Below are 26,265 nucleotides of genomic sequence, written 5' to 3'. Positions count from 1 at the left end.
AAGGTCATGTCCGACGATCTCCTGACGCATTACAACAGGGAATTGCTATATATCCGCCGCGCGGCGGCGGCCTTCGCCAACGAGAACCCGCGCATCGCCGGGCGCCTGCGCCTGTCGGAGGATGCGATCGAGGATCCGCATGTCGGCCGCCTGATCGAAGCCTTCGCCTACCTCACCGCCCGCGTGCGCCAAAAACTCGACGACGATTTTCCCGAGCTGACCAATGCCCTGCTCGGCATTCTCTATCCGCATCTCGACCGGCCGATCCCGTCGATGTCGATCCTGCAGATGGATGCCAAGCCCGAACTCGTCGAGGCATACCGGGTGCCGTCGGGAACGCTTCTCGATACCGAGGCGGTCAATGGCGAGCGCTGCCGCTTCCGCACCGCCTTCGACGTGTCGCTGTCGCCGGTGACGGTGCGCAGCGCCGTGCTTTCGGGGCGGCCGATCACCGCGCCGGAATGCGCCGGCGCCGCCAATGCCGCCGGCTGCCTGCGTCTGACCCTCGACGTGACCGCGCCCGAAGGCGGCTTCCGGCAGCATGCGCCCGCCTCGCTGCGTTTCTTCCTGCGCGGCCAGCCGCAACTGGTCTATCCGCTCTACGAGCTGCTGCTCAACGACGTCAGCGCCATCGCCTTTGCGGAAGGCGCCAACGATCCGTCGCCGGTCTTCCTGCCGGGTTCGGCGGTGACGGCGGCCGGCTTTGCCGAAAACGAGGGCCTGCTGCCCTATGCGCAGAATTCGCATCCCGCCTATCGCATCCTCACCGAATATTTCGCCTTTCCGGAAAAATTCCTGTTCGTCGACCTGAAGCTGCCGGAGCGCGCCCTGCTTGCCGCCAAGGGCCGGACGCTCGACGTCTTCCTCTATCTCGATCGGGCGCAGCCGGGGCTGGAGCGCTCGCTCAACGCCAGCGCCTTCGCGCTCGGCTGCACGCCGGTCGTCAACCTGTTTCCACAGACGGCGGAGCCGATCACGCTCGACCAGCGCAGCTTCGATTACCGCGTCGTGCCCGATAGCGGCCGGCCGCAGGCGCTGGAGGTCTACAGCGTCGAGGCGGTGCGCGGCATCGATGCCGATGGCAAGCAGCGGCTGGTGCACCCGTTCTACAGCGTCGAGCACGCCACAAGCGCCGAGTGGGTGAAGGCCGACGAGCGCGATCTGGCCTGGTGGCTGTCGCGCCGCGAACCGGCCAGCAGCGACAACCCCGGCAGCGAGGTGCTCCTGTCGCTCTCCGACCCGGATTTCCGGCCGCAACTGCCCTCGTCCGAAGTGTTGCTGGTCGATACGCTCTGCCTCAACCGCAACCTGCCTGAACGCCTGCCCTTCGGCGGCGGCCAGCCGCATCTGCGCATGACCGAACCGGTGCCGATGGTCGGAGCCATGCGCCTGCTGACGGCGCCGACGCCGACGATGCGGCCGATGTTCGGGCATGGCGGCCGCTGGCGGCTGGTGTCGCACCTCGCCCTCAACCACCTGTCGCTGGTCTCGGACGGCGGCGCCGAGGCTCTGCGCGAAACCCTGCTGCTCTACGATTTTCGCGAATCGGCCGAAACGCGCGCCCTCATCGACGGCATCACCCAGCTCTCGTCGAAAAGCGGCACGGCCAGGGTCCGCGCCAAGGGGCAGAGCGTCTTCTGCCGCGGCGTCGATGTCGACCTCACGCTCGACGAGGCGAATTTCTCCGGCAACGGCGTTTTCCTGATGGCGAGCGTGCTGGAACGGTTCTTCGGGCTATACGCCGGCGTCAATTCTTTTTCGCGCCTGACCGCACGGGTCAAGGGCCGCACGGGGATCATGAAGACATGGCCAGCACGCGCCGGCGACCGCATACTTCTCTAGAGCGCGACCTCTTCGAGGCGCCGCAATTCTACGAGCTGTTCCAGGCCATGGCGCTTCTGGAGCGGATGGCGGCGCGCGAGCATGACGAGACCGGCCTGCCGCCGGTCGATCCGCTCGGCCAGGGCAGCGATCCCTCGCGGGCGGCCCTTGCCGTCCGCTCCGCCGTGCCGCTCGGCTTTGCGGCGGCGGAGGTCAATTCCGTGCGCCGCCCGCGAGACGGCGGCCCGATCGAGATGATCCAGACCATCGTTGGCCTCACCGGTCCCTCCGGCGTGCTGCCGCATGCGCTGAGCGAGCTGGTGCAGGTCAGCGTACGCGAGCGCAATCTGGGGCTTCGCGACTTTCTCGACGTCTTCAACAACCGGCTCGCCGGCCTGCTCTACAATGCCTGGGCCAAATACCGCATCGTCGCGGAGCGCCGGCGCTCGCTGTCGGTCGGCACCGCAACGCCCGCCGATCACGCGCTGAAATCGCTGGTCGGCCTCGGCCTGCCGGCGACCGCCAACCGCACCAGCGCGCCGGATGCGCTTTTCGTCTATTTCGGCGGGCTGTTCGGCCGTCAGTCCCGCTCCGCCGTCGCCGTCGAGCGCGCACTGGCCGGCATCTTCGGCCACCAGCTGGATATCGCGCAGTTCTGCGGCGAATGGCTGCCGATCGCGGTGAACGACCGCACGCGCCTGCCGGAGAGGGCCTCTCCCGAAGGCAGTTTCGCGAGGCTTGGCGACGACGCCGTGATCGGCGGCAAGATCTTCGAAGTGCAATCGACGGTGCGCATCAACATCCGCGCCCTCGACTATCCACATTTCCGCTCGCTGCTGCCGGACGGCAAACGGGCGCAGCTTTTCACCGATGTCGCAGCCCATGCGCTCGGCGCCGACAAGACCTTCCGGGTCAGGCTGGAGCTGAAGCCCGACCAAGTGCCGGGCCTCAGGCTCGGCAAGGACCGCGACGACCCCGCCGCCAGCCGGCTCGGCTGGAACACATGGCTCTCCTCGGACCGGCCGAGACGGGATATCCCCTTCGCCGACATCCGCCCGACGCCGCATCTGCGATAATCCAACCACAGGACCCAAGCGACATGACTGACTGGACCGACGGCTATATTTCCGACATCGAATACGGTCCCGGCTTCTATGCCGAACAGACGCCGGCCCATCTCGATATTGTCTGCCTGTTGCGCGGCATCGAGCCGCCGGTCGCCAAGGACGAGGCTTTCGCCTATTGCGAACTCGGCTGCGGCGTCGGCCAGACCGCGCTGGTGGTCGCCGCCGCCAATCCGCAAGCCGATGTCTGGGGCTTCGATTTCAATCCGGCCCATATCGCCCGTGCCCGCCTGCTCGCCCGCCAGGGCGCGGTCGACAACATCCGCTTCGAGGAGGACTCCTTCGAGCAACTCGCCGATGGTGAGCGGGCGGACCTGCCGCTGTTCGACTATATCACCCTGCATGGCGTCTGGAGTTGGGTCAGCCTCGAAAACCGGCAGCATATCGTCCGCTTCATCGACCGCTATCTGAAACCTGGCGGCCTTGTCTATGTCAGCTACAACGCTCAGCCCGGCTGGTCGAATGCCGGGCCGCTGCAACGCCTGCTGCGCATGGGCGCCGGCCTCAGCCAGGCGCGCAGCGACAAGCGCGTGCTGCAGGCGCTCGATCTTGCGCAAGCCTTTTCGGAGGCCGGCGCGATCAGCATCCCCACGGAGATGGTCGAGCGGCTGAAGAAGGAGAAGACCGAGGACGCCGTCGCCTATCTCTCGCATGAATACCTCAACGAGCACTGGTCGCCCTGCTATCACGCCGATGTCGCCGGCGACATGGCCCATGCCAAGCTGAATTATGTCGGCACCGCCAATCTCTTCGAAAATTTCCCGGCTCTTTCCCTGCGGCCGGAGCAACTCGCGCTGATCGCCGACATGCCGCCGGCGATCGCCGAGACCGCCCGCGACTACTTCATGACCCGCACCTTCCGCCGCGACGTGTTCATCCGTGGCGCGCGCGCCATCCCGCCGCGCCGGCTGGAGCAGCGCGTCGGAGAGGCGGAGCTGCAGCTCGTCGTGCCGCCGCATGTGCTGACCCGCGAGGTCAGCATTCCCCTGGGGACAGCGTCCCTCAACGCGCCCTTCTACGAACCGGCCTTCGAGGCGTTGACAAAGGGCAGCCGCACGATCGCGGCGCTGCGCGCCGCAGCACCTTCCACCGCCGAGCCGCGCGAGATCCTCGGCATGCTCGTCGGCTCGCGCCAGGCGAAGACGAAGCTGCGGGAGCCGAGCGAAGCGGAACGGCAATCGGTGCGCCGTTTCAACCAGGCATTGCTGGCCAACAGCGCCGATCTCGGCCGCGATCTCTCGTCGCTGGCGGCGGTCGGCCTCGGCACGGCGCTGAGTGTCCGCCTTCTGGAAATGCTGGTCTACGAAGTGATCGCGGAGGGCACCCCGGAAGAGGAAGAAGCGGTGACGAAGGCGGTCCGCGCCCTGCTGCAGCAGCGCGACGCGCGCCTCAATTTCGACCCGCAGCCCGAGAACGAAGACGCCTATGACCGGATGCTGCGCGACAATATCGGGCAGATCCTGAAATACGGCGTTCCCATGTGGAAAGCGGTCGGGGCGATCTGAACGACGGAGACATGATGGTGCGCGAGGCGCCGCCACCCCTTGGCCCGGTGCGCAGCCGGGCAGGGATCGAAACCTACGAAGCGTGCGCCACCGATGGCGAGCGCCTCTTCGTCAAGCGCGTCGCCGCCGCCCCTCCTCTATCCCGACAGCGCTTTGCCCGCGAAAAGCGGCTGGCGCAGACCCTCCAGCATCCGGCGCTCGCCGGTCTGCGGGGCGCCGGCGAAAACTGGTTCGCCTGCGATTTCATCGAAGCGGCGCTGGATAAGCCGCAGATCGCCATGCGCCACCGCTCCGCCGACGCCGTAGAGGCACTGATCGGCGAACTGGCGGCATTGCTTGCCTATCTGCATGGCCGCGGCATCACCCATGGCGACATCAAGCCGGCGCATATCCGCTTTCGGGACAACCAGCCGGTGCTGGTGGATTTCGGCATTGCGGCGATCGGCGGGGACGATCCATTGAGCGGCCACGAAATCGCCGGCACGCCGCGCTGGATGGCGCCGGAGCAGCTGCGCGCCGGCACGATCACCCCGGCGGGCGACATCTGGTCGCTTTCGGCCGTCGGGCTCTGGCTTCTCGAGGGGCAGCTGCCATTGATGGGAAACCACACGGCGGTGCTGGCAAAACGCGATGCCGGCATCCATCACGAATTCGAGCTGTCGGCGCATGACGACGACGGCGGGCTCGCGGGCCTGCTGGCGCGCGGGCTAGAGCATCGCCCCCAGCGGCGCCCGACAGCGGCGATGCTGGCAGGCGCTCTTTTCAAACGGTCGCCGGCCGGTCAATCGATCACCAGCGTCACCGCCGGGTGAAGCTTCTTGAGATTGGGCAGCGATTTCGACTGCCACGGGATGCGCGACGAACCGCGCACGGCGAGGCCGATCGCTGGCGTCTTGCGCACGTCGATGGTGAACTTCGCCAGAAGGTTGATGCCCGAACTGTTGAGGAATTCAAGTTCCGTCAGGTCGAGCGTGATCGTTTGCGGGTTCGACGCAAGAACGCCCTGCATCAGTTCCAGGATCGGGGCATAGGCTTCCGTCCCGGAAAGGCGCATGGTGCCTTCATAGTGGATCGTCGAACCCTCGCTCCACACCTTATAGTCGCCAGTTTTAATTTCCATTGCGAAAAAGCACTCCAAAAAAATGTCCCGGTCCCGGCAATCTTATGCAAGCTCGAGGGCGGCAAATACTTCGAGGAAGACGAGGGTGCCGGCGGTCGACCGGCTGAATCTCCATCCCAATCGTGCGCCATAGTCGCTCATTAGGGTGAGAAGGCCAAGCCCCGATCCACTGGAAAATGCATCTCCCGCATTGGCTTCGATGCGCTGAATCAGCAGTTCGCCAGGATCGCCTTGGGTAATTTCCGCCAGCAACGGTTGAAACCGCCGCGAGGTCTCCTCGCTGATGTAGTTGGAAACCTTGATTTCGAATCGATTGCCGTCCAGCGACGATTCGACCAGCACGTCGCCGGGGGCGCGGAATTTCACCGCATTTTCCAGCAGTTCGTTGACGAGATAGCCGACGCTGTGGCGCGCCTCGTTGTCGTTCAGCCGCTGGGCGCCGCTGCGCATGCCGTAGATGTCGCCGAGGAATTCGGCGGTGACGCTTGCATGCTGCCATGTCAGATCGATCGGTCCTTCCGCAAGCCGGATCCGGTTTTCGAAGGACGCGGCCGCGTTACGGGATTCGATATCGCCGAAAACTTCAGTCATCGCTATCTGTGCCTCATCACGACCAAGGTGATGTCGTCGTGGATCTTCTGGGTGTCGATATGGGCCATCAGGTCGGCGATGATGCCTTCCTTGATCGCTTCGGCCCCAAGCTTGTGGTATTTGCGCGCGCTGTCGCACAGGCGCTCGATGCCGAAGAGTTCGCCGCTCGGGCTTTCCGCCTCGGTGACGCCGTCGGTGTGCAGGATGACGACGTCGCCGGTCTCGAACGCGAATTCACGCGTGGCGATGAAGGGGGCGATGTCGGCCTCCAGGCCGATCGGGAAGCCGAGATCGACGGTATCGATGCGCTCGATCTCGCCTTCGTTGCGGATGACCAGCACTTCCTCATGCTGGCCGGAGAGCACGATGCGGTTCTCGTGGTAATCGAGGAAGGCGAGCGACAGGTGCTTGTCGGTGCGCGTGCGCTCGATGTTCTTGTAGATGGCGCGGTTGAGGACGTCGAGGAAGTTGGTGGGATCCTGGTCGCCGCGCTCCTGCAGGGCGCGCGCCACGGATTGCACCATCAGCATCAGCACGCCGCTTTCCAGACCGTGGCCGGTGACGTCGCCGATGCCGACCTTGATGTGGTCGCCGCTGCGCAGCACGTCGAAATAATCGCCGCCGACCTCGTCGGCGGGCTCCATGAAGCCGGCCACGTCGATCTTCTGGATTTCGCTCAGTTCCGCCGAGCGCGGCAGCACCATCATCTGGATCTGCCGGGCAACGTCGAGCTCGGCGCCGAGGCGCAGGTTCTCGCTCTTCAGGCGGATGTTCAGCGCATTGATTTCCTGGTTGGCTTCCTCCAGCTGATGGGTCCGCGCCTCGACCAGCTTTTCCAGGTTTTCGGTATGGAAGCGGATTTCCTCGGCCATGCGGTTGAAGGCGACGCCGACGGCCCCGACCTCGTCACGGCTCGGGATATCCACCCGCACCGTATAGTCCTGGGCCTGCAGGCGCCGCGCCGCGCCGGCCAACTGGCTGAGCCCTCGCGTGATGCGGCCGGAAATGGCATAGACCGCCGCCAGCACGACGAGCAGGCTCGCGAAGACCATCAGCACCTGATAGTTGACGATGCCGCGCGTGGCCGCGGAAATGTTCTTCTGCGCGGAAATCAGCGAATGATAGATGTCGCGCTCGGAAACGACGAAGCCGAGCGTCATCGTCTCGGCGACGATGCTCTTCCCGTCCCAAAGGTTGCTCGGCGACAATTGCTTGAGCACCACGAGGTAGGGCACCTGCTCGCCATTCTCCTCCAGGAAGATGTGGCGCAGGACGGTTTCCTGGTTGCGCGGCAATTCGAGGCCGGCAATCGCCGTCTGCGTGCTCTTGCGCAACGAGCGCGCAACGCCCGTCACACCCTGACCGCCGACGCCGCTGACCGAGAGGCCGAGGGTGCGTTCGCCCAGCGCATTGGTGGCCAGCACGTTGCCGTTGGAAGTGGCGAGGAAGCCGAAGCCGGTCTCGGCGATGTTGACGCTCTCGACGAGATTGACAAGCTGGTCGAGCGTGAGGTCCACGGCGACGCCGCCCGCCACCGCCTTGCGGTCGGGCGTGTAGAGCGGGTCGAAATAGCTGACGACCATGCTGCCGGAGGTCGTGTCGATATAGGGCATCGTCGCGACGATGTCAGTCCCTGCCGGGCGCGCCGAGGGATTGGCGAGCCAGGATTGCCAGCTCTCATAGATGCCCGGGAAGAAGAAGTCCCAGAAGCTCGGCCCCTTGTTGTGGCCGGGATAGAGCTTGTCGAGCGTACCCGCCTGATCCGAATAGGGCACGGAGCGCGTGATCGAGGCGTCCTTGGGGCCGATATAATAGAGCTGAAGCTTCGGCGAACCGATGGCCATCATCGCCGGGCCGAGAAGCTCCAGGATGGCGCTGTCGCGGATCGCCGCCTGCGCGGCCGGCTTCGGAACGCCGTTTTCGTCCAGCAGATAGCCCCAGACGCTGACCGCGGAGGGAACGCCGGGGCTGTTCTGCGCCCAGCCGGCGGCGGCATTGTATTGGAGCGGGCTCGACAGGGCCGGATCGGCCAGCAACGCATTGCCGACCCGCTCGCTGGTCTCAGGATTGTCCAGCATGAACTGGGTGACGGCGGTCAGGGTTTCGAGCTGGGAATGAACGCCTTCCATCAATAGGTCGGCGCGCTGCGCCGTGGTGTCGATATAGGTGCGCAGGAATTCCTCGTTGGCGCTGGTCAGGCCTTCGCCCACCTCGGCCGCCACGTCCCGCGACAGGCGCTGCACGTTGAAAATGGCGATGCCGCCCGACAGCAGGAGGTCGAACAGGACTGCGGCGCCGACGACAAGGATGAACTTGGCGCGGAAGCTGCCCAGCGAAAAACGGCCCGGCGCGGCCCCGGTCTCTCCGATATCGGCCGTCGTCATAGCGGCTTGGTTCCCGAAGCAACCCAGATCGGCCAGCCGGCATAGCCCTTGGGATGCAGCGCGGCGAAGATGTGGTCGTCGAAGCCCTGGCGGAAACGCGCCGTAAAGGCCTCGTCGTCGCCGCGCATCTGCGACATCTTGCCGGCGAAGAGGTCGCGCCAGGCGGTGATGATGTCGGCGAAGTCCTGCGGGTCGCCGTCCATGTTGGTGACCATGAAGGATTCCATCCGCACGTTGGAGAAACCGGCATCCATCATGAGACGCCGGCTCTTGGGGCCGATCTCGATGTCGTGGTTGAAATAGGAGAGGATCTTGGCGACTTCGTTATAGGTCCACTGAATGCTTTCGCCGCGCGGCTCGCCAAGGCAATGGGAGTTCTTCTCATTGGTCACGTAGACGCGTCCGCCTGGCTTGCAGATCCGGAAGAGCTCCTTGAGGATGAGTTCCGGCCGGTCGAAGACCTGCAGCGCGTGGCGGCAGGTGACGAAATCGAACTGGTTGTCTTCCAGCAGCATTTCCGAGGCGTCGCCATAGACATATTCGATGCCGGAGATGCCGAATTCTTCCGCGACGCCGCGTGCATAATCCAGGCTCGGCCTGGAATGATCGAGCGCGACCATGCGTCCGGGCGCGAAGGCCTTATGCAGCAGGACGGCGAAATCGCCGATGCCGCAGCAGATATCCGCCACCGCCATGCCGGGTTTCAGGCCATGGCGCGGCAAGATGCCCTGCTCGTGGCGCCATGTCATGTTCGTCTGGGTGCGCAACAGCCCGATGATGTCGCTGTCCTCGACGAAAGCCTGACCCGGATAGAAATCGGCGTCGTATTCCTCGACCACGATGCGCGGATTGACCTGCATCAGCGGTCGGAATTTCTTGGTGGCCCAGCCGACGACGCTGGACGTGACGATGACCAGCTTGAGGTCCGATCGCTCGGTGGCGGCCGCCACGACCGAGCTTGCCAGCGCCCGGAAGGCGATGTTGTTGAGGCGCACGAGACGCTTCACATTGATATAGAGCGTGCCGCGCACGCGCGAGACGGCGTCGCGCAGCATCTCGATGCAGTTGCGCATGTCGTCGTCGTGCTGCGGCCTCAGCGCGCCGATGATCGAAAACTCCTGGTTGTTTTCGTCAAAGCGCAGGCTGTGGGCGGGGGCGGGGATTTTCAGCATCGCACGTCGCTTTCCTCGAGGATCAGATCGGTGGTCAGGCGGATGGCCCGACCGTCGAAATCCGAGATTTTGAATTCCGCGGCATAATCCACGGCGAGTTCCATCAGGCCGATACCCGGCGTCAGCGGCGCGTCGGACAACAGCGCCGCGCGATATTTCTCTTCCCGGTCGACATCGCTAAGCGATGCGACCGAAGTCGTGTAGAATCGGCCCAGTCCCTCGTCGCAGGGAATGGTCAGCTCGATGCGGTCCGTGTCGCCATCGCGCAGAACGCGGCAGACGAAGTTGCCGCCGCCATGATGCGACCGGAAGACCGTCTCCAGCAATTCGTTGAAGGCGGACGAAAAGAGATTCGAATAGAGCAGCGAATCCCGCCTGTTGTGACCGATCATCCGCGCCGCATAGGTGGAGATCTTGTCGCAATGCGCCCAGTTTGAAGAAAAACCCTCGATGGGCATGTCCAGCTCAAAAAGCAGCGAGAAGCTTGAGGTTTCCAACTTACCCCCACTTGAATCCATAGGCCGAGTCCAGTTTACATCAAGGTATATCAAAGCATTGGCCGAACGGCCGAACATCGGAAAACCTAGCATGACGCAGGCCACCGCATAACGGGTCGAGACCGACCTTTTGTGCGAACAAATGCCGAAAGCCACGCATGTCGCAAGAATTTTCCTTGCTGCGCTGACGCGACCATTCCATACAAACATAAACGAAGTGTCAAAACTCATCTCAAGAAAGCATAGACGTGAACACAACCCAGGCGGACCTTGATCTGGCGAATGCCGAGATCGAACGGCTGACGGCAGAACTCGACGATCTGAAACTGCTCTATGAAGCGATGATCGAGCACGGCGAAGCCGTCGAGGATCAGCTTGCGGAGAAGAACCTGCTGCTGGAGCGCACCCAGGCGCGCCTGGAAAGCGAGCTGGACGATGCGACGCGCTATATCTTTTCCATCCTGCCCGAAAAAAGACAGATCCATCCCACGACCGACTGGCTGTTCACGCCCTCGACGGAACTGGGCGGCGATTCCTTCGGTTATCACGATCTCGACGAGCGTCATTTCGCGCTCTACCTGATCGACGTCTGCGGCCATGGCGTCGGCGCAGCGCTGCTGACCATCGCCGTCATCAACGTGCTGCGCACCGGCGCGCTGGCGCAGGCGGACCTGCGCGATCCGCCGCAGGTCCTGGCGGCGCTCAATGCCGCCTTCCCGATGGAAAAGCAGAACGACAAGTTCTTCACCATCTGGTACGGGGTCTACGACCGGGTGACCGGCGCGTTGCGCTATTGCAGCGGCGGCCACCCGCCGGCGATCCTCATCCGTGGCGAACAGCATGGCGCCGGCGCGCCCGAATATCTCGCAACGCCCGGCGGCATCGCCATCGGCGTCCTCGACGGCGATGTCGATTACGAATGCCAGTCCGTCGCCGTCCATCCCGGCGACCGCCTCCTCGTCCTCAGCGACGGCACCTTCGAGGTCAACGGTCCGGATGGCGACCAGCTCGACGTGGATGGCCTGGCAGACTACGCCTTCACCTCCGGCAACTCCCCCGCCGGCATTCACGAATGGGTGCGGACCTTCAACAGCGAGGGGCCGCTGCCCGACGATTTCACCCTGCTGGAAGTGCGTTTCTAGAGCATTTCCAGCAAAAGTGCATAGCGGTTTCGCGTTCGGAAATGCGTAAAAACAAAGGGTAGAGCATTTCCAGCCGAAGCGTGATCGCTTCGGCTTCGGACAATGCGACAAGAACAAAAGATGGAGCATTTCCCGGAAAGGTGGATCGCCGTTTGGCGATCCTTTCCGGCATGATCCCGCCGCGCCCGGCCGTAAATATCGTCCTCAGGAAAGATCCGACGCCTCGCGGGCATGACGATCGTCGGAGCGGGGGCGGCCTCTCGCGGCTGCGACCAATTGCATGGTGTAAGGGTGTCGCGGAGCGCCGAAGACCTGTTCGACGGGGCCCTGCTCGACGATTTCGCCCTTACACATCACCAGCACCCGGTCGCAGACATGGCGCACCACCGCGAGATCATGCGAAATCAGAAGCAGCGAAAACGATGCCTGCTCGCGAAGCCCGCGCAGCAGCTCGAGGATCTGCGCCTGGACCGATACGTCCAGGCCCGAGACGATCTCGTCCGCGATCAGCAGGCGCGGATTGGAACATAGGGCCCGCGCGATGTTGACGCGCTGCTTCTGGCCACCCGAGAGCTGGTCGGGAAAGCGGTCTGCGGCGTCCGGCGGCAACATGACCTTGGCGAGCAGCTCCGCAGCCAGTTCGCGCCGCGCCTTTGCCGCAAGGCCGTTGCCGCGGCATTCGAGGCTCTGGGTCACCAGGCTTCCGATCCGGCGGCGCGGATTGAGCGCCGATTGCGGATCCTGGAAGACGAGTTGCACCTGATCGAAAAAACGCTCGCGCGGCGTGCTCGTCCGGTCGAGCCCGACGACGTGAAGCGTGCCGGACGTCACGTTTTCCAGGCCGACGATCAGCTTCGTCAGCGTGCTCTTGCCGGATCCGCTTTCGCCGACGATACCGACGAATTCCCGTTCGCGAACGGTGAAATCGAGGCCGCGCAAGGCCTCGACCTCGCGCACGCGGCCCAGCCAGTCGTGCTGGCGATAGGCTTTGCCGAGCCCTTGCGCGCGCAAGACGGCCGCTTCTCCCGGCGCGGCGAGGTCGCCTGCGTTGCGTCGCGCCGGCGGGGCGATGGCGGACGTGCGCTCCGGATAATGGCAGGCACTGACATGGCCTGGCGAAACGGCGCGACGCGGCGGCGGCGTGCGCATGCAGGCTTCGTCGGCGGCCGGACAGCGCGGCGCAAAGGCGCAGCCCCGCATCGCCGCGCGCTCCACCGCGCCCGGCATCGCCTTGGGCAGGATCATCAGCGGCGCCACCGGACCGTCGAGATTGGGCGCGGCAAGGCTGAGACAGCGCGAATAGGGATGTCTCGGCGCATCGATGATCTCCTCCGCCCTGCCGGTCTCGACGATCCGGCCGGCATAGAGAACGGCGACATCGTCGCAGACATCGGCCGCAAGCTGGAGATCATGCGTGATGAACAGCACCGAGGTGTCGTGCGCCTGGCGCATGCGTGCGATCAGTTCCACAACCTTGGCCTGGATGGTGACATCCAATGCCGTCGTCGGCTCGTCGGCGATGACCAGCCGCGGGTTGGACGCGAATGCCATGGCGATCAGCACGCGTTGCAGCATGCCGCCGGAAAGCTGATGCGGATAGCTTTTCAACAGTTGCGCCGGGCGATCCAGACCGACCTCGGAAAACAATTCGATGGCGCGTTTCTCGCGCGTCGCCCGGTTTGCGATGCCGATCCGGGCGAGATGGCGTCCGATCTGCTGGCCGACGGTCAGGGTCGGATTGAGCGCCGTCATCGGCTCCTGCGGAATGAAACCGATGTCGCGGCCGAGCAGGTCGCGACGCGTCCTTGCCGTCATGTCCGTGAGCGTCAGTCCGTCGAAGCGGATGCTCCCGCGCGAAATCGCCAATCCCGGTGGCAGCGTGTCGGCAATCGCCGCGCCGATCATCGATTTGCCGGCGCCCGATTCGCCGATCACGCCGAGAACCTTGCCGGGCGCGATGGCCAGATCGACCCCGGTCAGGATGGTGTCGCCGCTGCGCAGGGCGATATCGAGGCTTTCGATCTGGAGGATGGAATGACTGGTCATGGATCAGACGTGCCCGTTTGCGCGATGGCGCGGATCGAGGACACGCCGCAATCCATCGCCGAAAAGGTTGAAACTGAGAACGGTGACGAAGATCGCCAGGATCGGCAGCGCCAGTCCCCACGGGGCGTCAAACATGTTGATGCGGGCATCGGCGATCATCTGGCCCCAGGCGGGCACGTCGGCGGGCACGCCCATCGCCACGAAGGACAGGATCGCTTCGACGACCACCGAAATGCCCATCTGCAGGCTGAACAGGGTGATCAGCATCGGCAGGGTGGCCGGAAAGATCTCGCGGACGATCACCCGCATATGCGCAAAGCCGACCAGCCGGGCGAAGGAAACGTAATCCTGGCCGCGCACCACCTGGACCTCGCTGCGCAGCACCCGGCAGAAGCGCGTCCAGTCGACGAGCACGATCGCGAGGATGACCTTGTCGGTTCCCACTCCCAGCCCGATGATCAGCAACATCGACAGCACCACCGGCGGAAAGGACAGCCAGATCTCCACCAGGCGGCTGATCAGCCAGTCGACCCGGCCGCCGAAATAACCGGCGAGATGGGCAAGCACGGCGCCGAGCGCCATCGCGCCGAAGGATGCGGCGACCGCAACCTCCATCGCCGTGCGGGCGCCGTAGATCAGCCGCGAGAGCGTATCGCGCCCGAGACTGTCGGTGCCGAGCAGATGCTCCGCCGCGCCGTCCGGCGCCCAGACGGGCGGCGCAAGGATATACAGGAGATCCTGATCGTTGGGATGATACGGCGCCAGCCACGGGGCGCAGACGGCGCAGGCCAGGACGAGGCCGGCGATCGCACCGCCGATCACAAGGCCCGGATCGGATAGCCAGGACCAAATCCGCATCATGCCGTCCTCAGCTTCGGGTTCAGGAGATAGGCCGCCGCATCGGCCAGCGAATTGAACAGCAGCGTCACGGCGCAATAGATCAGCGCGATGGCCATGATCACCGAGAGGTCGGCGGTCTGCATCGCCTTGACCATCAGATTGCCGAGACCGGGAAAGGAAAAGATCATCTCGACCAGCAGTGTGCCGCCGAACAGGCCGCCGAACTGGGTTCCGACCAGGATGACGACGGGCAGGATGGCGTTCTTCAACGCCTGCCCGAACAATATCTCCCGGTCGCTGAGACCGCGCAGCCGCGCCTGGCGGATATAGCTCTGCTGGTATGTGTTGATGAGGCTGGAATGCAGCACCCGCACGATGGTCGGCGAGAAGGCGAGGCCAAGCGCCATGACCGGAAGGGCGATGTGACTGATCGCGCTGGCGAAGATCGAGACATCGCCGGTCAGCAGGGAGTCGAGAAGCAGAAAGCCGGTATGGGAGGGCACCTCCAAACCGGGATCGAGGCGCCCGTTGACCGGAAACAGCGGCAGCATGACGCCGAACACCAGAATGAACAGCAGGGCCAGCAGGAAATCCGGCAGGGCCATGACGACCGAGGTGAGCGCCATGCCCAGGGATTCGAGCGCCGTCCCGCGCACCGTAAACAGCAAGATCCCGCCGGTCACCCCGACGACGACGGCGAAGACGAGCGCGCACATCGCCAGCTCGATGGTCGCCGGCAAGCGTTCGAGAACCACCTTTGCGGTCGGCATGCGATACTGGGCGGACTCGCCGAGATCGCCCGCGACGGCGCGGCGCGCCCAAAGCGCATATTGCTGCCAGATGGGCTTGTTGAGGCCCATTTCCTCGCGCTTGGCTTCGACCTGCTCAATGGTGGCCGATGGCGGCAGCGACATCTGCGCCGGATCGACCGGCAGGATTCGCAGGGCCGCGAAGACGAGGACCGTCACCACGGCGAAAACGGGAACGATGGCGAACAGCCGTCGCGCCACGATGCGCAACAATGCCTTGATCAAGACCAAACCTCCTATCGCCGGCCCAAACCGCCATCGCCGAACGGCGGATGACGGCTTGGGCGCGGGCGCAACCGGATTACGCGGATTTGATCGCGAAGGGCCGGATCCAGCCATTCGCCCAGGGCGTCAGCGTGAGGCCCTTGCGATAGCCGATCGTCTGGATCGCCTGGACGAGGGGGATGATCGCGCCCTCGTCGATCAGATAGGCGTTCAGTTCCTCATATCCCTTGATGCGCTTCTCGTAATTCGGCTCGCTGAACAGGGGCTTGACCCGCGCGGTCACCTCCGGCGTCCTGTAGGTCGCAAACGGCATCTCCTCGTTGAACATGTGGCCGGTGAACAGTTCGGGGTCGCCGGTGCCGTTTTCCCAGACGAAAAGCGATGCGTCGGGCAGTTTTCCCGATGCGTTCAGTTCATACCATTGCGCCTCGGTGATGACGGTCAGATTGGCCTTGATGCCGACCTTTTCCCACATGGTGACGATGGCCCGGGCCATGTCGTAATCGCCGGGAAACTGGCCGTTGGTGGTCGCCATGGAAAGGGTGACGGGCTTGTCGGTGCTGTAGCCGGAGGCAGCGAGCAGCTCCTTTGACTTGGCCGGATCGTAAGCGAAGCTGGAATTCTTCGGGCTGCCGGGCATGCCGGGAACGGTCGGAAAATCGATAGTCGCCGCCTCGCCGCCGAAAAACGCCTTGGACAGAAGCTTCTTGTCGACGGCATGGGCGGCCGCCAGGCGTATATTACGGTCGGCGAAAGTGCCGTCGGCGCGGATCGTGACATAGATGATACGCGCGATCGGGTTGGCGATGGCGTTGAAATTGCCGCTTTTCTGCAGCCGTTTGACATCGCGGATCGACAGTTCCATGGCGATGTCGACCGTCCCCGATTCCAGCGCCGCCAGACGCGCGGTCGGATCGGGGATGATCTCGAAAGTCAGTTGCTTGATCGAGGGCTTCTCGCCCCAGTAGTCGTCGCGCCGGATCAGGACGATGCGGCTGTCACGCTTGTATTCCTTGAGCATGTACGGGCCGGAGCCCATCGGGTTCGTCTGCATCCCCTGAATGCCGACCTTCTCGGCATAGGCCTTGGAGACGATGTAGCTGGCGCTGAAGGCCAGCCATTGCGCGGCAGTCGGAAACGGCTTGGAAAAGCGCATGACCGCCTCGGTCGGCGAGATCACCTCGATATCCGACACGACGCCGAAGCCGACGACGAGATCGACCTGGTCGCCTTTGACGAAACGCTGGTGATAGGTATAGGCGAAGTCCTCGGCCGTCAGCGGCGTTCCGTCGGAGAATTTGACGTCGTCGCGAAGCTTGACGTGAAGGCTCAACCCGTCATCCGCCAGTTTCCATTCCGTCACGACGGAGGGAACGAGCGTCAGATCCGGCGTCTGGTCGAGCGGCTGGTCGAAGACGGTTTTCAGGATCGACTGCGGATCGGGGGACAGGCGCTGGTTGGGATCCCAGGTGACGGGATCGGTCATCCAGGCGATCGAGATGTTGTCGATCTCGCCGGCAAACGACAGATCGGGACGCAGGACCAGAGCGCAGCCGGCGGCGCCGGCGAGTTTCATAAACAGTCGCCTGTCGATATCTTTCATGGAAGAACCCCTTGTGTTTGTTGGACATTTATTGTGTGCGCCATGTGCGCAGGATGCCTTGTTTCGACACTACGTCGCCGTTAGGCTAGCGTCCATGTCATTTCAGGCCGAAATTTGTGCGAAAGAGGCCACAAATACCGGATCGAATGCGCAATTTTGAGTTTCACGAATACATGTTCTTGCATTAGTTTATATACGAAATACCTGATCGCAAGGGAGGCCGCGATGGTCGAGGGACACAGGCGGGCGAACAAGGCGCCCCGGCGCGGGGCAAAGCGCATCGCTGCCGAAGACGGGACGGTGCGGCGCTTTTTCCTCGACATGATCATCGGCGAGATGAAAGGCGACATCGCCGAGTGTCGCCGCGTCCTCGCCAGGTTTCAATTGCGCGACAACCAGACCGTCAGCCCCTATGCCACCTATTCGCTGAAATCCTATGTCGCCTTCTTCGAGGAGGCCGCGCGCGCGCTGGGGCGGCCTTACCTCGGCCTGGAGCTGGGCCAGAATTTCCGCATCTGGGAAATCGGCCCGGTCTATCCGCTTCTGGCCACCGCGCCGACCTTGCGCGAGGCGCTGGGCGTGTTCTCGCGCTTCCAGGCGAGCTGGCAAAGCCATACCACCTTGACGGTGCGGCGGGAATACGAGGAAACCCGCTACGGCTATCTGATCAACGATCTCGGGATCTGGCCGCGCGTCCAGGACGCCGAATATGCGGTCGGGGGAATGTGCGCGCTGATCCGCCAGCTTCTTTCGGAGCGCTGGAGCCCCGCCGAGATCCATTTCGAGCATGACGTCTCGGAGCGGCAGGAAACGCTCGCACGGTTTTTCCGCTGCCCGATCCGCGGCAATGCCGATGCCAACATCATGATCCTTCGCGATGCCGATCTCGATCGGCCGATGCATGCCTGGATCAACTCCAACGCGCCGGCGCGCGCCATCGTCGAACGGCATCTCTTCGATCTGCTGCGGCCGCCGGAAGACATGTTCCGCCCGATCCACGAGCGGCTGTCGCAACTGATCGGCCAGCGGCTCGGGCGCGAAAGCGTCGACCTGGAGGCGCTGGCCGAGGCGCTCGGCCTTGCGCCGCGCACGCTTCGGCGCCAGCTGGCTTCGTTCGGAACCAGCTTCAGCGAGGTTCTCAACCGCGAACGCCGCAAGAAGGCGGAGATGCTGCTGAGCACCGGCACCATCAAGCTCAGCCAGTTGGCGACCCATCTCGGCTATGCCAACCAGTCGGCCTTTTCGAGGGCCTTCCGCGACTGGGCGGGTGAATCTCCCAGCGCCGCGCTCCGGCGGGCGCGGCGTCGATTGTCCGTCGAAATGGACGATGCCGAGACCGACTGAGCCGGCGCGAACGCGCGCCCTCCCGACGGCGGCGACCGGCTGAAACGACAATTCACCGAAGACGGCGATTTCCGTCTTGAAATATTTTATATGTAAAGTTATGTATGATCATACATATTATGGGAGGCGGAGATGGCGGAGCGGTCCTTTGCCAGGGAGGTCGAGCATTTGCGGCTCGGCGCAGGCGACATATTCCGTGGCGAGGGCATTCTCGCCATTACCAAAGCGCTGTTGCAGGCCGGCGTTTCCTATGTCGGCGGCTACCAGGGCTCGCCGATCTCGCATCTCATGGACGTGCTGGCCGATGCCAACGACATCCTCGACGAACTCGGCGTCAACTTCCAGAGCTCGGCCAGCGAAGCGACGGCGGCGGCCATGCTGTCGGCATCCGTCATGTATCCCTTGCGCGGCGCCGTCGCCTGGAAATCCACCGTCGGCACCAACGTCGCTTCCGATGCGCTCGCCAATCTGGCCTCCGGCGGCGTCACCGGCGGAGCCATGGTGATCGTCGGCGAGGATTACGGCGAAGGCTCCTCGATCATGCAGGAGCGCACCCACGCCTTCGCGATGAAATCGCAGATGTGGCTGCTCGATCCGAGACCCGACCATGCCTGCATCGTCGACCTGATCGAAAAAGGCTTCGAACTCTCCGAAGCATCGAACACGCCGGTGATGCTCCAGGTGCGGGTGCGCTCCTGCCATATGACCGGCAGCTTCGTCGCCAGGGACAATGTCCGCCCGGCCTTCACCATCGCCGACGCGCTGAACAATCCGAAACGCAATCTCGACCGCATCGTGCTGCCGCCCGCCGCCTATGAGCACGAGCAGGAAAAGATCAGGAAACGCCTGCCGGCAGCCATCGATTTCATCCGCAGCCATCGCCTGAACGAATTCTTCGGGGAGCGGAGCGGAAGGACCGGCATCATCGTCCAGGGGGGCATGTATAACAGTCTGGTGCGGGCGCTGCAGTTTCTCGGCCTCAGCGACGCCTATGGCGATGTCCGGCTTCCCGTTTACGTGATGAATGTCGGCTATCCGACGATTCCCGACGAAGTCGAGGACTTCTGCCGGGGGCTCGATGCCGTTCTCGTGGTCGAGGAAGGCCAGCCTGACTATATCGAACAGTCGATCACCACGGTTCTTGCGCGGGCGGCGGTTGCGGCGCAGGTGCGCGGCAAGGCCTATCTGCCGATGGGCGGCGATTATACCGCCGCTGTCCTGACGAAAGGCATCGAAGCCTTTCTGGAGGATTTCGATCCGGCCCGGCTCGGCAACCGGCCGCCGAAGCCGGACGTAGCGCCGCTGATGGCGAGCCCTGCGATCGCCCGGCTGAAGGAGGCGGTCCCCGCCCGTCCGCCGGGATTGTGCACCGGCTGTCCCGAACGTCCGATTTTCGCCGCGATGAAGCTCGTCGAGCAGGAGCTTGGCGCCCATCACGTCTCGGCCGACATCGGCTGCCATCTGTTTTCGATCCTGCCGCCCTTCAATATCGGGGCGACGACGATGGGCTTCGGCCTCGGAGCGGCCTCCGCCTCCGCCTTCAACGTCAAGGCGGAAAAGCGCGCCATCGCCGTGATGGGCGATGGCGGCTTCTGGCACAACGGCCTGACCAGCGGCATCGGCAACGCCGTGTTCAACAAGCATGACGGCGTCTTCCTCATCGTCGACAACTTCTACTCCTCGGCCACGGGCGGGCAGGACATCCTCTCGTCCCGCGCCCTGAACAAGCGTCGCAAGACCAACAACTCCATCGTCGATGCCGTGAAGGGCATCGGGGCGAAATGGGTGCGCCAGGTCGACCGCACCTATGACGTGACGCGCATGCGCGCCGTCCTTCGCGAAGCGCTGACGACGAAGGAAGAGGGGCCGAAGATCATCGTCGCCTCCTCCGAATGCATGCTGAACCGGCAGCGGCGCGAAAAGCCGAAGGTGGCGCAGGCGATCAAGGCGGGCGCACGCACCGTAACGGCGCGCTTCGGCGTCGATGAGGAGGTCTGCACCGGCGATCACGCCTGCATCCGCCTGTCCGGCTGTCCGTCGCTGTCGGTCAAGCAGCTCGACGATCCCTTGCGCGACGATCCGGTGGCGAGCATCGACAACAGCTGCGTTGCCTGCGGCAATTGCGGGGAGGTCGCTGATGCCGCGGTGCTGTGCCCCTCCTTCTATCAGGCCGACGTCATCCACAATCCGACGCGCTGGGACCGGTTGAAGGAAAGGCTGGCCGCGCCGGTGATCGCCTTCCTGCAACGCCGGCAGGATCGCCGGGCCATCTGTTTCGAGGCATGACATGATCAGGGACGAAACCGTCAAGCTCGATCTCAAACCGGCCGGCGGGCCAAGCGAACGGCCGATCTCCATCGCCATCGTCGCCATGGGCGGCCAGGGCGGCGGCGTATTGACCGATTGGATCGTGGCGCTCGCCGAGGGCCAGGGTTGGATCGCGCAGTCGACCTCGGTGCCGGGCGTCGCCCAGCGAACCGGCGCGACCATCTATTATATCGAGATGATGCCCGCCGGTCTCGGCGGCCGGCGTCCGATCCTGGCGCAGATGCCGACGCCCGGCGATGTCGATGTCGTCATCGCCTCCGAATACATGGAGGCTGGACGCTCCATCCTGCGCGGCATCGTCACGCCGGACAGGACGGTGCTGATCGCCTCGAGCCACCGCACCCTGGCCGTGACCGAAAAGATGGCGCCCGGCGAAGGCATCGCCGACAACGGCGCGGTCGCCGACGCCGTGCATATCGCCGCGCGCCGCCAAATCGTCTTCGACATGAACGCGGTGGCTATCGATCACGGCAGCGTGATTTCGGCCGCTCTGTTCGGGGCGCTGGCGGCCTCCGCGACATTGCCTTTCGCGCGCGAGGCCTTTCAGGGGATCATCCGCCAGGGCGGCAAAGGCATTCAGGCCAGCCTCGCCACTTTCGACGCCGCCTTCGATCGGGCCATGCACGGCGCGCCGCCCTCCGAGCCGCCGTCGGCTGCCGCTGCGGCGAAACTTCCCGAACGGCTCGCCGACAGAAGAGCCGATGCGCTCTTGCAAACGCTGCGCGCAACGCTGCCGCAGGAGGCGCACGACATGGCATTCCTCGGCCTGAAAAAGGTGGTGGACTTCCAGGATGCCGCCTATGGCGAGGAATATCTTTCGCGCCTGGCCGATCTTCATGCGCGCGACGCGGCGGCCGGTGGAACGGATCACGGCTTCGCCTTCACCGTCGAGGCGGCCAAGCATCTGGCCAATGCCATGGTCTATGACGATCTCATTCGCGTGGCGCGTTCGAAGACAAGGACGGCGCGGCGCGACAGGATCCGGACCGAACTCGGCGTCCGCCCCGAGCAGATCGTCCGCACGACGGAATACATGCATCCGCGCATGGAGGAGTTCGTCTCGGCCATGCCCGCGCCGCTGGCGCGCTGGTTCCTGCGCCACCGGCGCTTCTACGACTGGGCGAACCGGCGCATCGACAAGGGCCGCCGGGTCAGCACCTATTCGCTGCGCTGGTTTTTGGCGCTGGCCCTGCTGGGGGCGATGCGGCCCACCCGCCGCTGGTCGCTGCGTCACCAGACGGAAACGCGTCACCGGGAGGACTGGCTGTCGGCGGCAAGCGCGGCGCTGCAAACGAATTATGCGCTGGCGGTCGCAATTTTGAAATTTCGCAGGCTGATCAAGGGTTATTCTGATACCCATGTCCGCAGCCTGTCGAAATTCGACAAGGTGATGAAGACGACGCAGACGATTGCCGACCGGGACGATGCCGCCATGTGGGCCGGCCTGTTGCTGTCGGCGGCCGTGAAGGATGCCTCTCACGACAGCCTCGACGGGGCCATCAGGACAATAGAGACGATACGATGACGATCACCACCAATCCCCCATCCGACCCCCAGGCGCGGCCGATGAAGCGTTCCGACCTTCCGGCCGGCCTCTGGTCGACCAGAGCGACCTTCCGGCACGGACAATGCGACCCGGCCGGGATCGTCTACACGCCGAAATTCTTCGATGTCTTCAACCAGGCGATCGAGCAATGGTTCGGCGAGGCGCTCGGCATCAGCTATTACGATATCATCGGCGCGCGCCGCACCGGTCTCGGCTACGCTTCCGCCGCCGCCACCTTCTTCATTCCCTGCATGATGGGCGAGGAAATCGAGATCGTGGTCGAGGTGACCCGCATCGGCGGGAAGTCCTATACGCTGACGCTGCATGCCTTCAAGGGTGAGGACGAAGCGCTGCGTGGGCAATTCGTGACCGTGGCCACCGCGCTCGACATCCACCGGTCGATCCCGATCCCGGACGATATCCGCCAGGCGCTGACTGTTTACTCGCAGGGCGCGAAACGCTAGATGTGAGCGCAGGATCAAGGCAGGAAACGGTACGATCAGTGTTGGCCGCAAATGACCCCGGCTCGCAGGAGTCAGCCCTCTCGAATGTGCCGGACGCCGAACGGCGCGCCGCAGAAACGCGTCTCTGGCTGCAGGTTCTCAACCTGCACCGGATCGTCTATGCCGACCTGAATACGGCGCTCTCGGAGCGTTTCGGCCTGTCGGTGCCCAAATTCGACGTGCTATCGCATCTTCATCGCTATCCGGAAGGACTGGCGATGGGCGAGCTTTCCCGCAAGCTGAAGGTCAGCAATGGAAACGTCTCGGGACTGATCGCCCGCCTCGGCAAGGACGGATATCTTCATAAAGAAATGACCAAGGACGACCGGCGTTCGTTTCGCGCCCGTCTGACAGACCATGGCCGACGCGTTTTCGAGGAGGCGCTCGACGTGCATCGCCAGGTCGTGGCCGCCGCCATGGCCTCGTCGCCGACGCCGCAGATCGACAGGCTGACGGAAGGGCTGAAGGCGCTGGTCAAGGGCAATGACGCCGACGGACGCCGCGATGACAGGCCGTGACGACGGCGGGCGCCAGGGTTTTCCCTTCGCGACGCGCGAGGAGATGGAAAACTACCTGCCCTATCTGCTCAATCGCCTGGCGCGGGACTGGTCCGCTCTCCAGACCGGTGCGCTGCAGAAACTCGGCTGGACCGAAGCCATGATGCGGATCATGTCGTCGCTGCATGCGCATGGGCAGATGACCGTCAACGAGGTCGCGGAGATTTCCCTGATCGACCAGTCGAGCGCCAGCCGCGTGATCGAAAGCCTGGTCGCCGAGGGCGTGGTGGTGCGCCGGATTTCCGAAAAGGATCAGCGGGTGCGCACCGTGGCGCTGACCGCCGCCGGGCGGCGCAAACTACGCGAGATCGCGCCGACGATCGACGCGATGTATGCCGGTTTCGTCGCCGGGCTGGCCCCGGATGAACTCAGGACCTGCATCGACGTCCTGCGCAAGCTCGAGGCACGCCGCGCACCCGGCGCTCAAGGCTGACGCCCGGCGGCGGCGCACGCATCACGCCAGCCCGGCGCCGTCGAGGCGCATGCAGACGGCGCGCGGTTCGGTATAGGCGTGGATGACTTCCGATCCGAACTCGCGACCGAGGCCCGACATCTTGGTGCCGCCGAACGGCATCGCCGTATCGAGAATGTTGTGGGTATTGATCCAGACCGTGCCGGCGTCGATCTGGTCGGCGAGCAGATGCGCCTTGTTGAGGTCGCGCGTCCAGATGCTGGCGCCCAGGCCGTAGACCGTATCGTTGGCCAGCGCCTTGATCGTCCGCAAATCGGTAAACGGCATGGCGAGCACCACGGGGCCGAAGACCTCCTCGCGCGCGATGCGCATGTCCGCGCGGGCGCCGGAGAGCACCGTCGGCTGGAAGAAATACCCCTTCCCGGCGGCGCGCCCGGCGCCGCACAGCGGTTGCGCGCCCTCCTCGACGCCGCTGGAAACCAGCGAAGACACCCGCTCCAGCTGGCGGGCGGAAATCAGCGGCCCAAGCTCGTTTACGGGATCGAAGCCGCTGCCGAGCCGCAGGTTGCGGGCAATCTCGGCAACGCCGCGCGCGACCTCGTCATAGATGGACGCTTCGACAAAAAGCCGGGAGCCTGCGGTGCAGACCTGCCCGGAGTTGGGGAAGATCGCATTCGCCGCCCCTGGGATTGCCCTGTTCAGATCGGCATCGGCAAGGACGATGGCGGGCGATTTGCCGCCAAGCTCCAGCGTCACGCGCTTCATCTGCCGCGCCGAGGATTCCAGAATCTTCTGGCCGGTCGCCGTCGAACCCGTGAAGGCGATCTTGCGCACCAGCGGATGGTCGACCAGCGCCTGCCCGGCCTCGTGGCCGTAACCGGTGACGATGTTGACCGCACCTTCGGGAAACCCCGCCTCGAGAATGAGTTCGCCAAGCCGCAACGTCGTCAGCGAAGCCTCCTCGGAGGGTTTCAGCACGATGGTGCAGCCAAAGGCGATGGCCGGCGCGATCTTCTGGATCGCCTGCCCCATCGGAAAATTCCACGGCGTGATGCCGCCGACGACGCCGACCGGCTTGCGCTCGGTATAGGCCCTGTAGGTGCCGCCGTCGTCGAAAAACGGCGACAGGGCGATGTATTCGCCCGATATCTTCGAGCTCCAGCCACCGTAATAGCGCAGGGCATCCATGGCGAATTTCATGTCGACATTTCGCGACACGGCGAAAGGCTTGCCATTGTCGAGCGTTTCAAGCCGCGCCAGTTCCTCGGCATCGCGCTCGACGAGCAGCGCCAGCCTTTCGAGCAGCCGGCCGCGATCGAGCGGGCGCAGCTTCTGCCAGACGCGGCTTTCGAAGGTGCGGTGCGCGGCCTCGACGGCGCGACCGACATCGGCGGCGGAGGCGACGGCGATATCGGCGATCTTCTCCTCCGTCGCCGGATCGTAGACCGCGATCGTGCGCCCATCGATCGCCTCGCACCAGGCCCCGCCGATCAGCAGCCGGCCGGCCGGGATCCGCACCGCCGGGCCGCCGGCCCTTTCGATCATCGCAAACATATCCATCACTCCCGGTTCGGTCGGCTCCGGCCTGCACCGATATGAACCGCCGCTCCGTTCGTGGCGGCGTCGTCGTCTGCCCAAACCAAGCACCTGCAACCGGGAAGATCCAATAATTTCGACGGCGTGAACCGATATCGAAATGCGATGAAAGCCAGGAAGGGTCTTATCGCCCTGCTCTCAGAAGGACGTCTGATCGGGAAGCAGGGCGAGGAAACGGGCCAGAGCCGGGACGGTGTGGTCGCGCCGGTAGACCAAAGCCAGATCCAGGCCGACATCGAGATTGTCGACGCGAAGGAGGCTGATGCCATGCGGCGGGCGCCATTTCTGGCATTCGTTGACAAGGGCGACGCCCATGCCGGTGGTCACCAGCGCCAGCATTTCCGCCTCGTTGATCGCTTCGTGCACCACATCGACCGCCACCCCCGCCTGGAACAGGCCGCGATGCAATTCGTCGTGATAGACAGGGCTTTCGCGTCGGTGAAACGAAATGACGGGCTGATCGACCAGCTCGCGAACGTCGACCGACGCCCGTCCGGAAAGCGCCGAGTCCTTTGGTACCGCCAGAAGCACGGTGTGGCGCGCGACCGGGCGGATGGCGAGAAGCGGATCAGGCGGCGGATTGTAGAGGAAGCCCGCATCGATCCGGCCATCATGGATGCCTTCGAGTTGCTCCAATCCGCTCAGGCTGTTCAGGACCAGGCGAACGCCGGGATAACCGTGACGGAAGGCCATGATCGTCGCCGGGATGACGCCGTTCCAGGCCGCGACCTCGATGAAGCCGAGCTTGAGAACGCCCGCTTCGCCCCGCGCCACGGCTTGCGTTTCGCTGACCGCATGGCCGAGGTCGGCCATGATTTGACTGCAATGCGCGAGAAAGGTCCGGCCGGCGACGGAAAGCTTCACCCCACGCGGCAGCCGGTCGAACAGGGTCACCCCGAGTTCGGCCTCCAGCAACTGGATCTGCCGGCTGAGCGCCGGCTGGGCGATGCGGATACGCTCGGAGGCGCGGCCGAAATGCTCCTCCTCGGCCACGGCCAAGAAATATCGGATTTGTCTCAGATCCATGGGGATCGATACCAGTTCGCTATCGTTTCCGGCAAGCAAAAATATTGGACCCTGCGCGAACGCGATCCTATCCC

General features: G+C 64.3%; 22 protein-coding genes. 11 read left to right on the top strand and 11 right to left on the bottom strand.

Translation table 11 applies throughout. The features are described from left to right. The first annotated feature begins 6 nt into the window (after positions 1–6). Genes tssF through P7F60_RS17950 form a run of 4 tightly spaced genes read left to right on the top strand, consistent with a single transcriptional unit; the run spans position 7 to position 5,262 of the window. The gene (gene tssF / locus P7F60_RS17965; protein WP_277919119.1) at positions 7–1,842 is read left to right on the top strand and encodes a type VI secretion system baseplate subunit TssF; all 1,836 of its coding nucleotides are present in this window, start codon (positions 7–9) and stop codon (positions 1,840–1,842) included. Next, positions 1,806–2,897 (top strand): type VI secretion system baseplate subunit TssG, encoded by a 1,092-nt coding sequence (gene tssG / locus P7F60_RS17960; RefSeq protein WP_277919118.1) that lies wholly within the window; start codon positions 1,806–1,808, stop codon positions 2,895–2,897. The genes tssF and tssG overlap by 37 nt, the downstream gene beginning before the upstream one ends. A 23-nt stretch (positions 2,898–2,920) precedes the next feature. Beyond that, positions 2,921–4,450, top strand: coding sequence for a methyltransferase regulatory domain-containing protein (locus P7F60_RS17955; protein ID WP_277919117.1), 1,530 nt, complete (start codon positions 2,921–2,923; stop codon positions 4,448–4,450). Then, positions 4,426–5,262, top strand: a complete 837-nt coding sequence (locus P7F60_RS17950; protein ID WP_277919116.1) for a protein kinase — start codon at positions 4,426–4,428, stop codon at positions 5,260–5,262. The genes P7F60_RS17955 and P7F60_RS17950 overlap by 25 nt, the downstream gene beginning before the upstream one ends. Here the strand turns inward: P7F60_RS17950 and P7F60_RS17945 are convergent. Genes P7F60_RS17945 through P7F60_RS17925 form a run of 5 tightly spaced genes read right to left on the bottom strand, consistent with a single transcriptional unit; the run spans position 5,232 to position 10,445 of the window. Then, a complete protein-coding gene (locus P7F60_RS17945; protein WP_277919115.1) occupies positions 5,232–5,570 on the bottom strand; it encodes a hypothetical protein in 339 nt (112 codons plus the stop codon). The genes P7F60_RS17950 and P7F60_RS17945 overlap by 31 nt on opposite strands. A gap of 42 nt (positions 5,571–5,612) precedes the next feature. After that, the gene (locus P7F60_RS17940) at positions 5,613–6,161 is read right to left on the bottom strand and encodes an ATP-binding protein (protein WP_277919114.1); all 549 of its coding nucleotides are present in this window, start codon (positions 6,159–6,161) and stop codon (positions 5,613–5,615) included. A gap of 2 nt (positions 6,162–6,163) precedes the next feature. Beyond that, entirely contained in the window at positions 6,164–8,545 is a 2,382-nt protein-coding gene (locus P7F60_RS17935; RefSeq protein WP_277919113.1) for a SpoIIE family protein phosphatase, read from the bottom strand. Continuing rightward, positions 8,542–9,717 carry a class I SAM-dependent methyltransferase gene (locus tag P7F60_RS17930; RefSeq protein WP_277919112.1) on the bottom strand — a complete coding sequence of 392 codons (1,176 nt, stop codon included), beginning with the start codon at positions 9,715–9,717 and terminating at the stop codon, positions 8,542–8,544. The genes P7F60_RS17935 and P7F60_RS17930 overlap by 4 nt, the downstream gene beginning before the upstream one ends. Then, positions 9,711–10,445: a hypothetical protein gene (locus tag P7F60_RS17925; RefSeq protein ID WP_277919111.1), complete on the bottom strand. Its 735-nt coding sequence runs from the start codon at positions 10,443–10,445 to the stop codon at positions 9,711–9,713. The genes P7F60_RS17930 and P7F60_RS17925 overlap by 7 nt, the downstream gene beginning before the upstream one ends. 17 nt (positions 10,446–10,462) lie before the next feature. On the opposite strand from P7F60_RS17925, the gene P7F60_RS17920 reads away from it, so the two are divergent. Beyond that, the gene (locus P7F60_RS17920; RefSeq protein ID WP_277919110.1) at positions 10,463–11,356 is read left to right on the top strand and encodes a PP2C family protein-serine/threonine phosphatase; all 894 of its coding nucleotides are present in this window, start codon (positions 10,463–10,465) and stop codon (positions 11,354–11,356) included. A 204-nt stretch (positions 11,357–11,560) separates the two neighbouring features. On the opposite strand, the gene P7F60_RS17915 is transcribed toward P7F60_RS17920, so the two are convergent. The 4 genes from P7F60_RS17915 to P7F60_RS17900 form a co-directional block, all read right to left on the bottom strand. Continuing rightward, positions 11,561–13,402, bottom strand: coding sequence for an ABC transporter ATP-binding protein (locus P7F60_RS17915; protein WP_277919109.1), 1,842 nt, complete (start codon positions 13,400–13,402; stop codon positions 11,561–11,563). Positions 13,403–13,405: 3 nt separating this feature from the next. Next, positions 13,406–14,263, bottom strand: a complete 858-nt coding sequence (locus P7F60_RS17910) for an ABC transporter permease (protein WP_277919108.1) — start codon at positions 14,261–14,263, stop codon at positions 13,406–13,408. Continuing rightward, positions 14,260–15,276 (bottom strand): ABC transporter permease, encoded by a 1,017-nt coding sequence (locus tag P7F60_RS17905; protein WP_277919107.1) that lies wholly within the window; start codon positions 15,274–15,276, stop codon positions 14,260–14,262. Before P7F60_RS17905 ends, P7F60_RS17910 begins: the two co-directional genes overlap by 4 nt. 76 nt (positions 15,277–15,352) lie before the next feature. Beyond that, positions 15,353–16,879, bottom strand: a complete 1,527-nt coding sequence (locus P7F60_RS17900; RefSeq protein WP_277919106.1) for an ABC transporter substrate-binding protein — start codon at positions 16,877–16,879, stop codon at positions 15,353–15,355. A gap of 225 nt (positions 16,880–17,104) precedes the next feature. Here P7F60_RS17900 and P7F60_RS17895 point away from each other — a divergent pair, with 225 nt between their 5' ends. From P7F60_RS17895 to P7F60_RS17870, 6 genes are all read left to right on the top strand, one after another. After that, positions 17,105–18,223, top strand: a complete 1,119-nt coding sequence (locus P7F60_RS17895) for an AraC family transcriptional regulator (protein ID WP_277919105.1) — start codon at positions 17,105–17,107, stop codon at positions 18,221–18,223. A 132-nt stretch (positions 18,224–18,355) separates the two neighbouring features. After that, positions 18,356–20,509: an indolepyruvate ferredoxin oxidoreductase subunit alpha gene (locus tag P7F60_RS17890; protein ID WP_277919104.1), complete on the top strand. Its 2,154-nt coding sequence runs from the start codon at positions 18,356–18,358 to the stop codon at positions 20,507–20,509. A 1-nt stretch (position 20,510) separates the two neighbouring features. Then, entirely contained in the window at positions 20,511–22,076 is a 1,566-nt protein-coding gene (locus tag P7F60_RS17885; RefSeq protein WP_277919103.1) for an indolepyruvate oxidoreductase subunit beta family protein, read from the top strand. After that, entirely contained in the window at positions 22,073–22,561 is a 489-nt protein-coding gene (locus tag P7F60_RS17880) for a thioesterase family protein (protein ID WP_277919102.1), read from the top strand. The genes P7F60_RS17885 and P7F60_RS17880 overlap by 4 nt, the downstream gene beginning before the upstream one ends. Positions 22,562–22,599: 38 nt before the next feature. After that, complete coding sequence (locus P7F60_RS17875) at positions 22,600–23,118, top strand: MarR family transcriptional regulator (RefSeq protein WP_277919101.1); 519 nt, start codon at positions 22,600–22,602, stop codon at positions 23,116–23,118. Then, positions 23,105–23,590 (top strand): MarR family winged helix-turn-helix transcriptional regulator, encoded by a 486-nt coding sequence (locus P7F60_RS17870; RefSeq protein WP_277919100.1) that lies wholly within the window; start codon positions 23,105–23,107, stop codon positions 23,588–23,590. Before P7F60_RS17875 ends, P7F60_RS17870 begins: the two co-directional genes overlap by 14 nt. A 21-nt stretch (positions 23,591–23,611) precedes the next feature. Here the strand turns inward: P7F60_RS17870 and P7F60_RS17865 are convergent, their stop codons facing one another. Continuing rightward, entirely contained in the window at positions 23,612–25,114 is a 1,503-nt protein-coding gene (locus tag P7F60_RS17865) for an aldehyde dehydrogenase family protein (protein WP_277919099.1), read from the bottom strand. 189 nt (positions 25,115–25,303) lie between these two features. After that, positions 25,304–26,191, bottom strand: a complete 888-nt coding sequence (locus tag P7F60_RS17860; protein WP_277919098.1) for a LysR substrate-binding domain-containing protein — start codon at positions 26,189–26,191, stop codon at positions 25,304–25,306. Positions 26,192–26,265 lie beyond the last annotated feature (74 nt).

Origin of the sequence: Rhizobium sp. YJ-22, from assembly GCF_029601685.1 — a bacterium.
Taxonomy (GTDB): domain Bacteria; phylum Pseudomonadota; class Alphaproteobacteria; order Rhizobiales; family Rhizobiaceae; genus Metarhizobium.
Note: the sequence above shows the minus strand (reverse complement) of the source record. Positions and strands in the feature narration are given on the sequence as shown.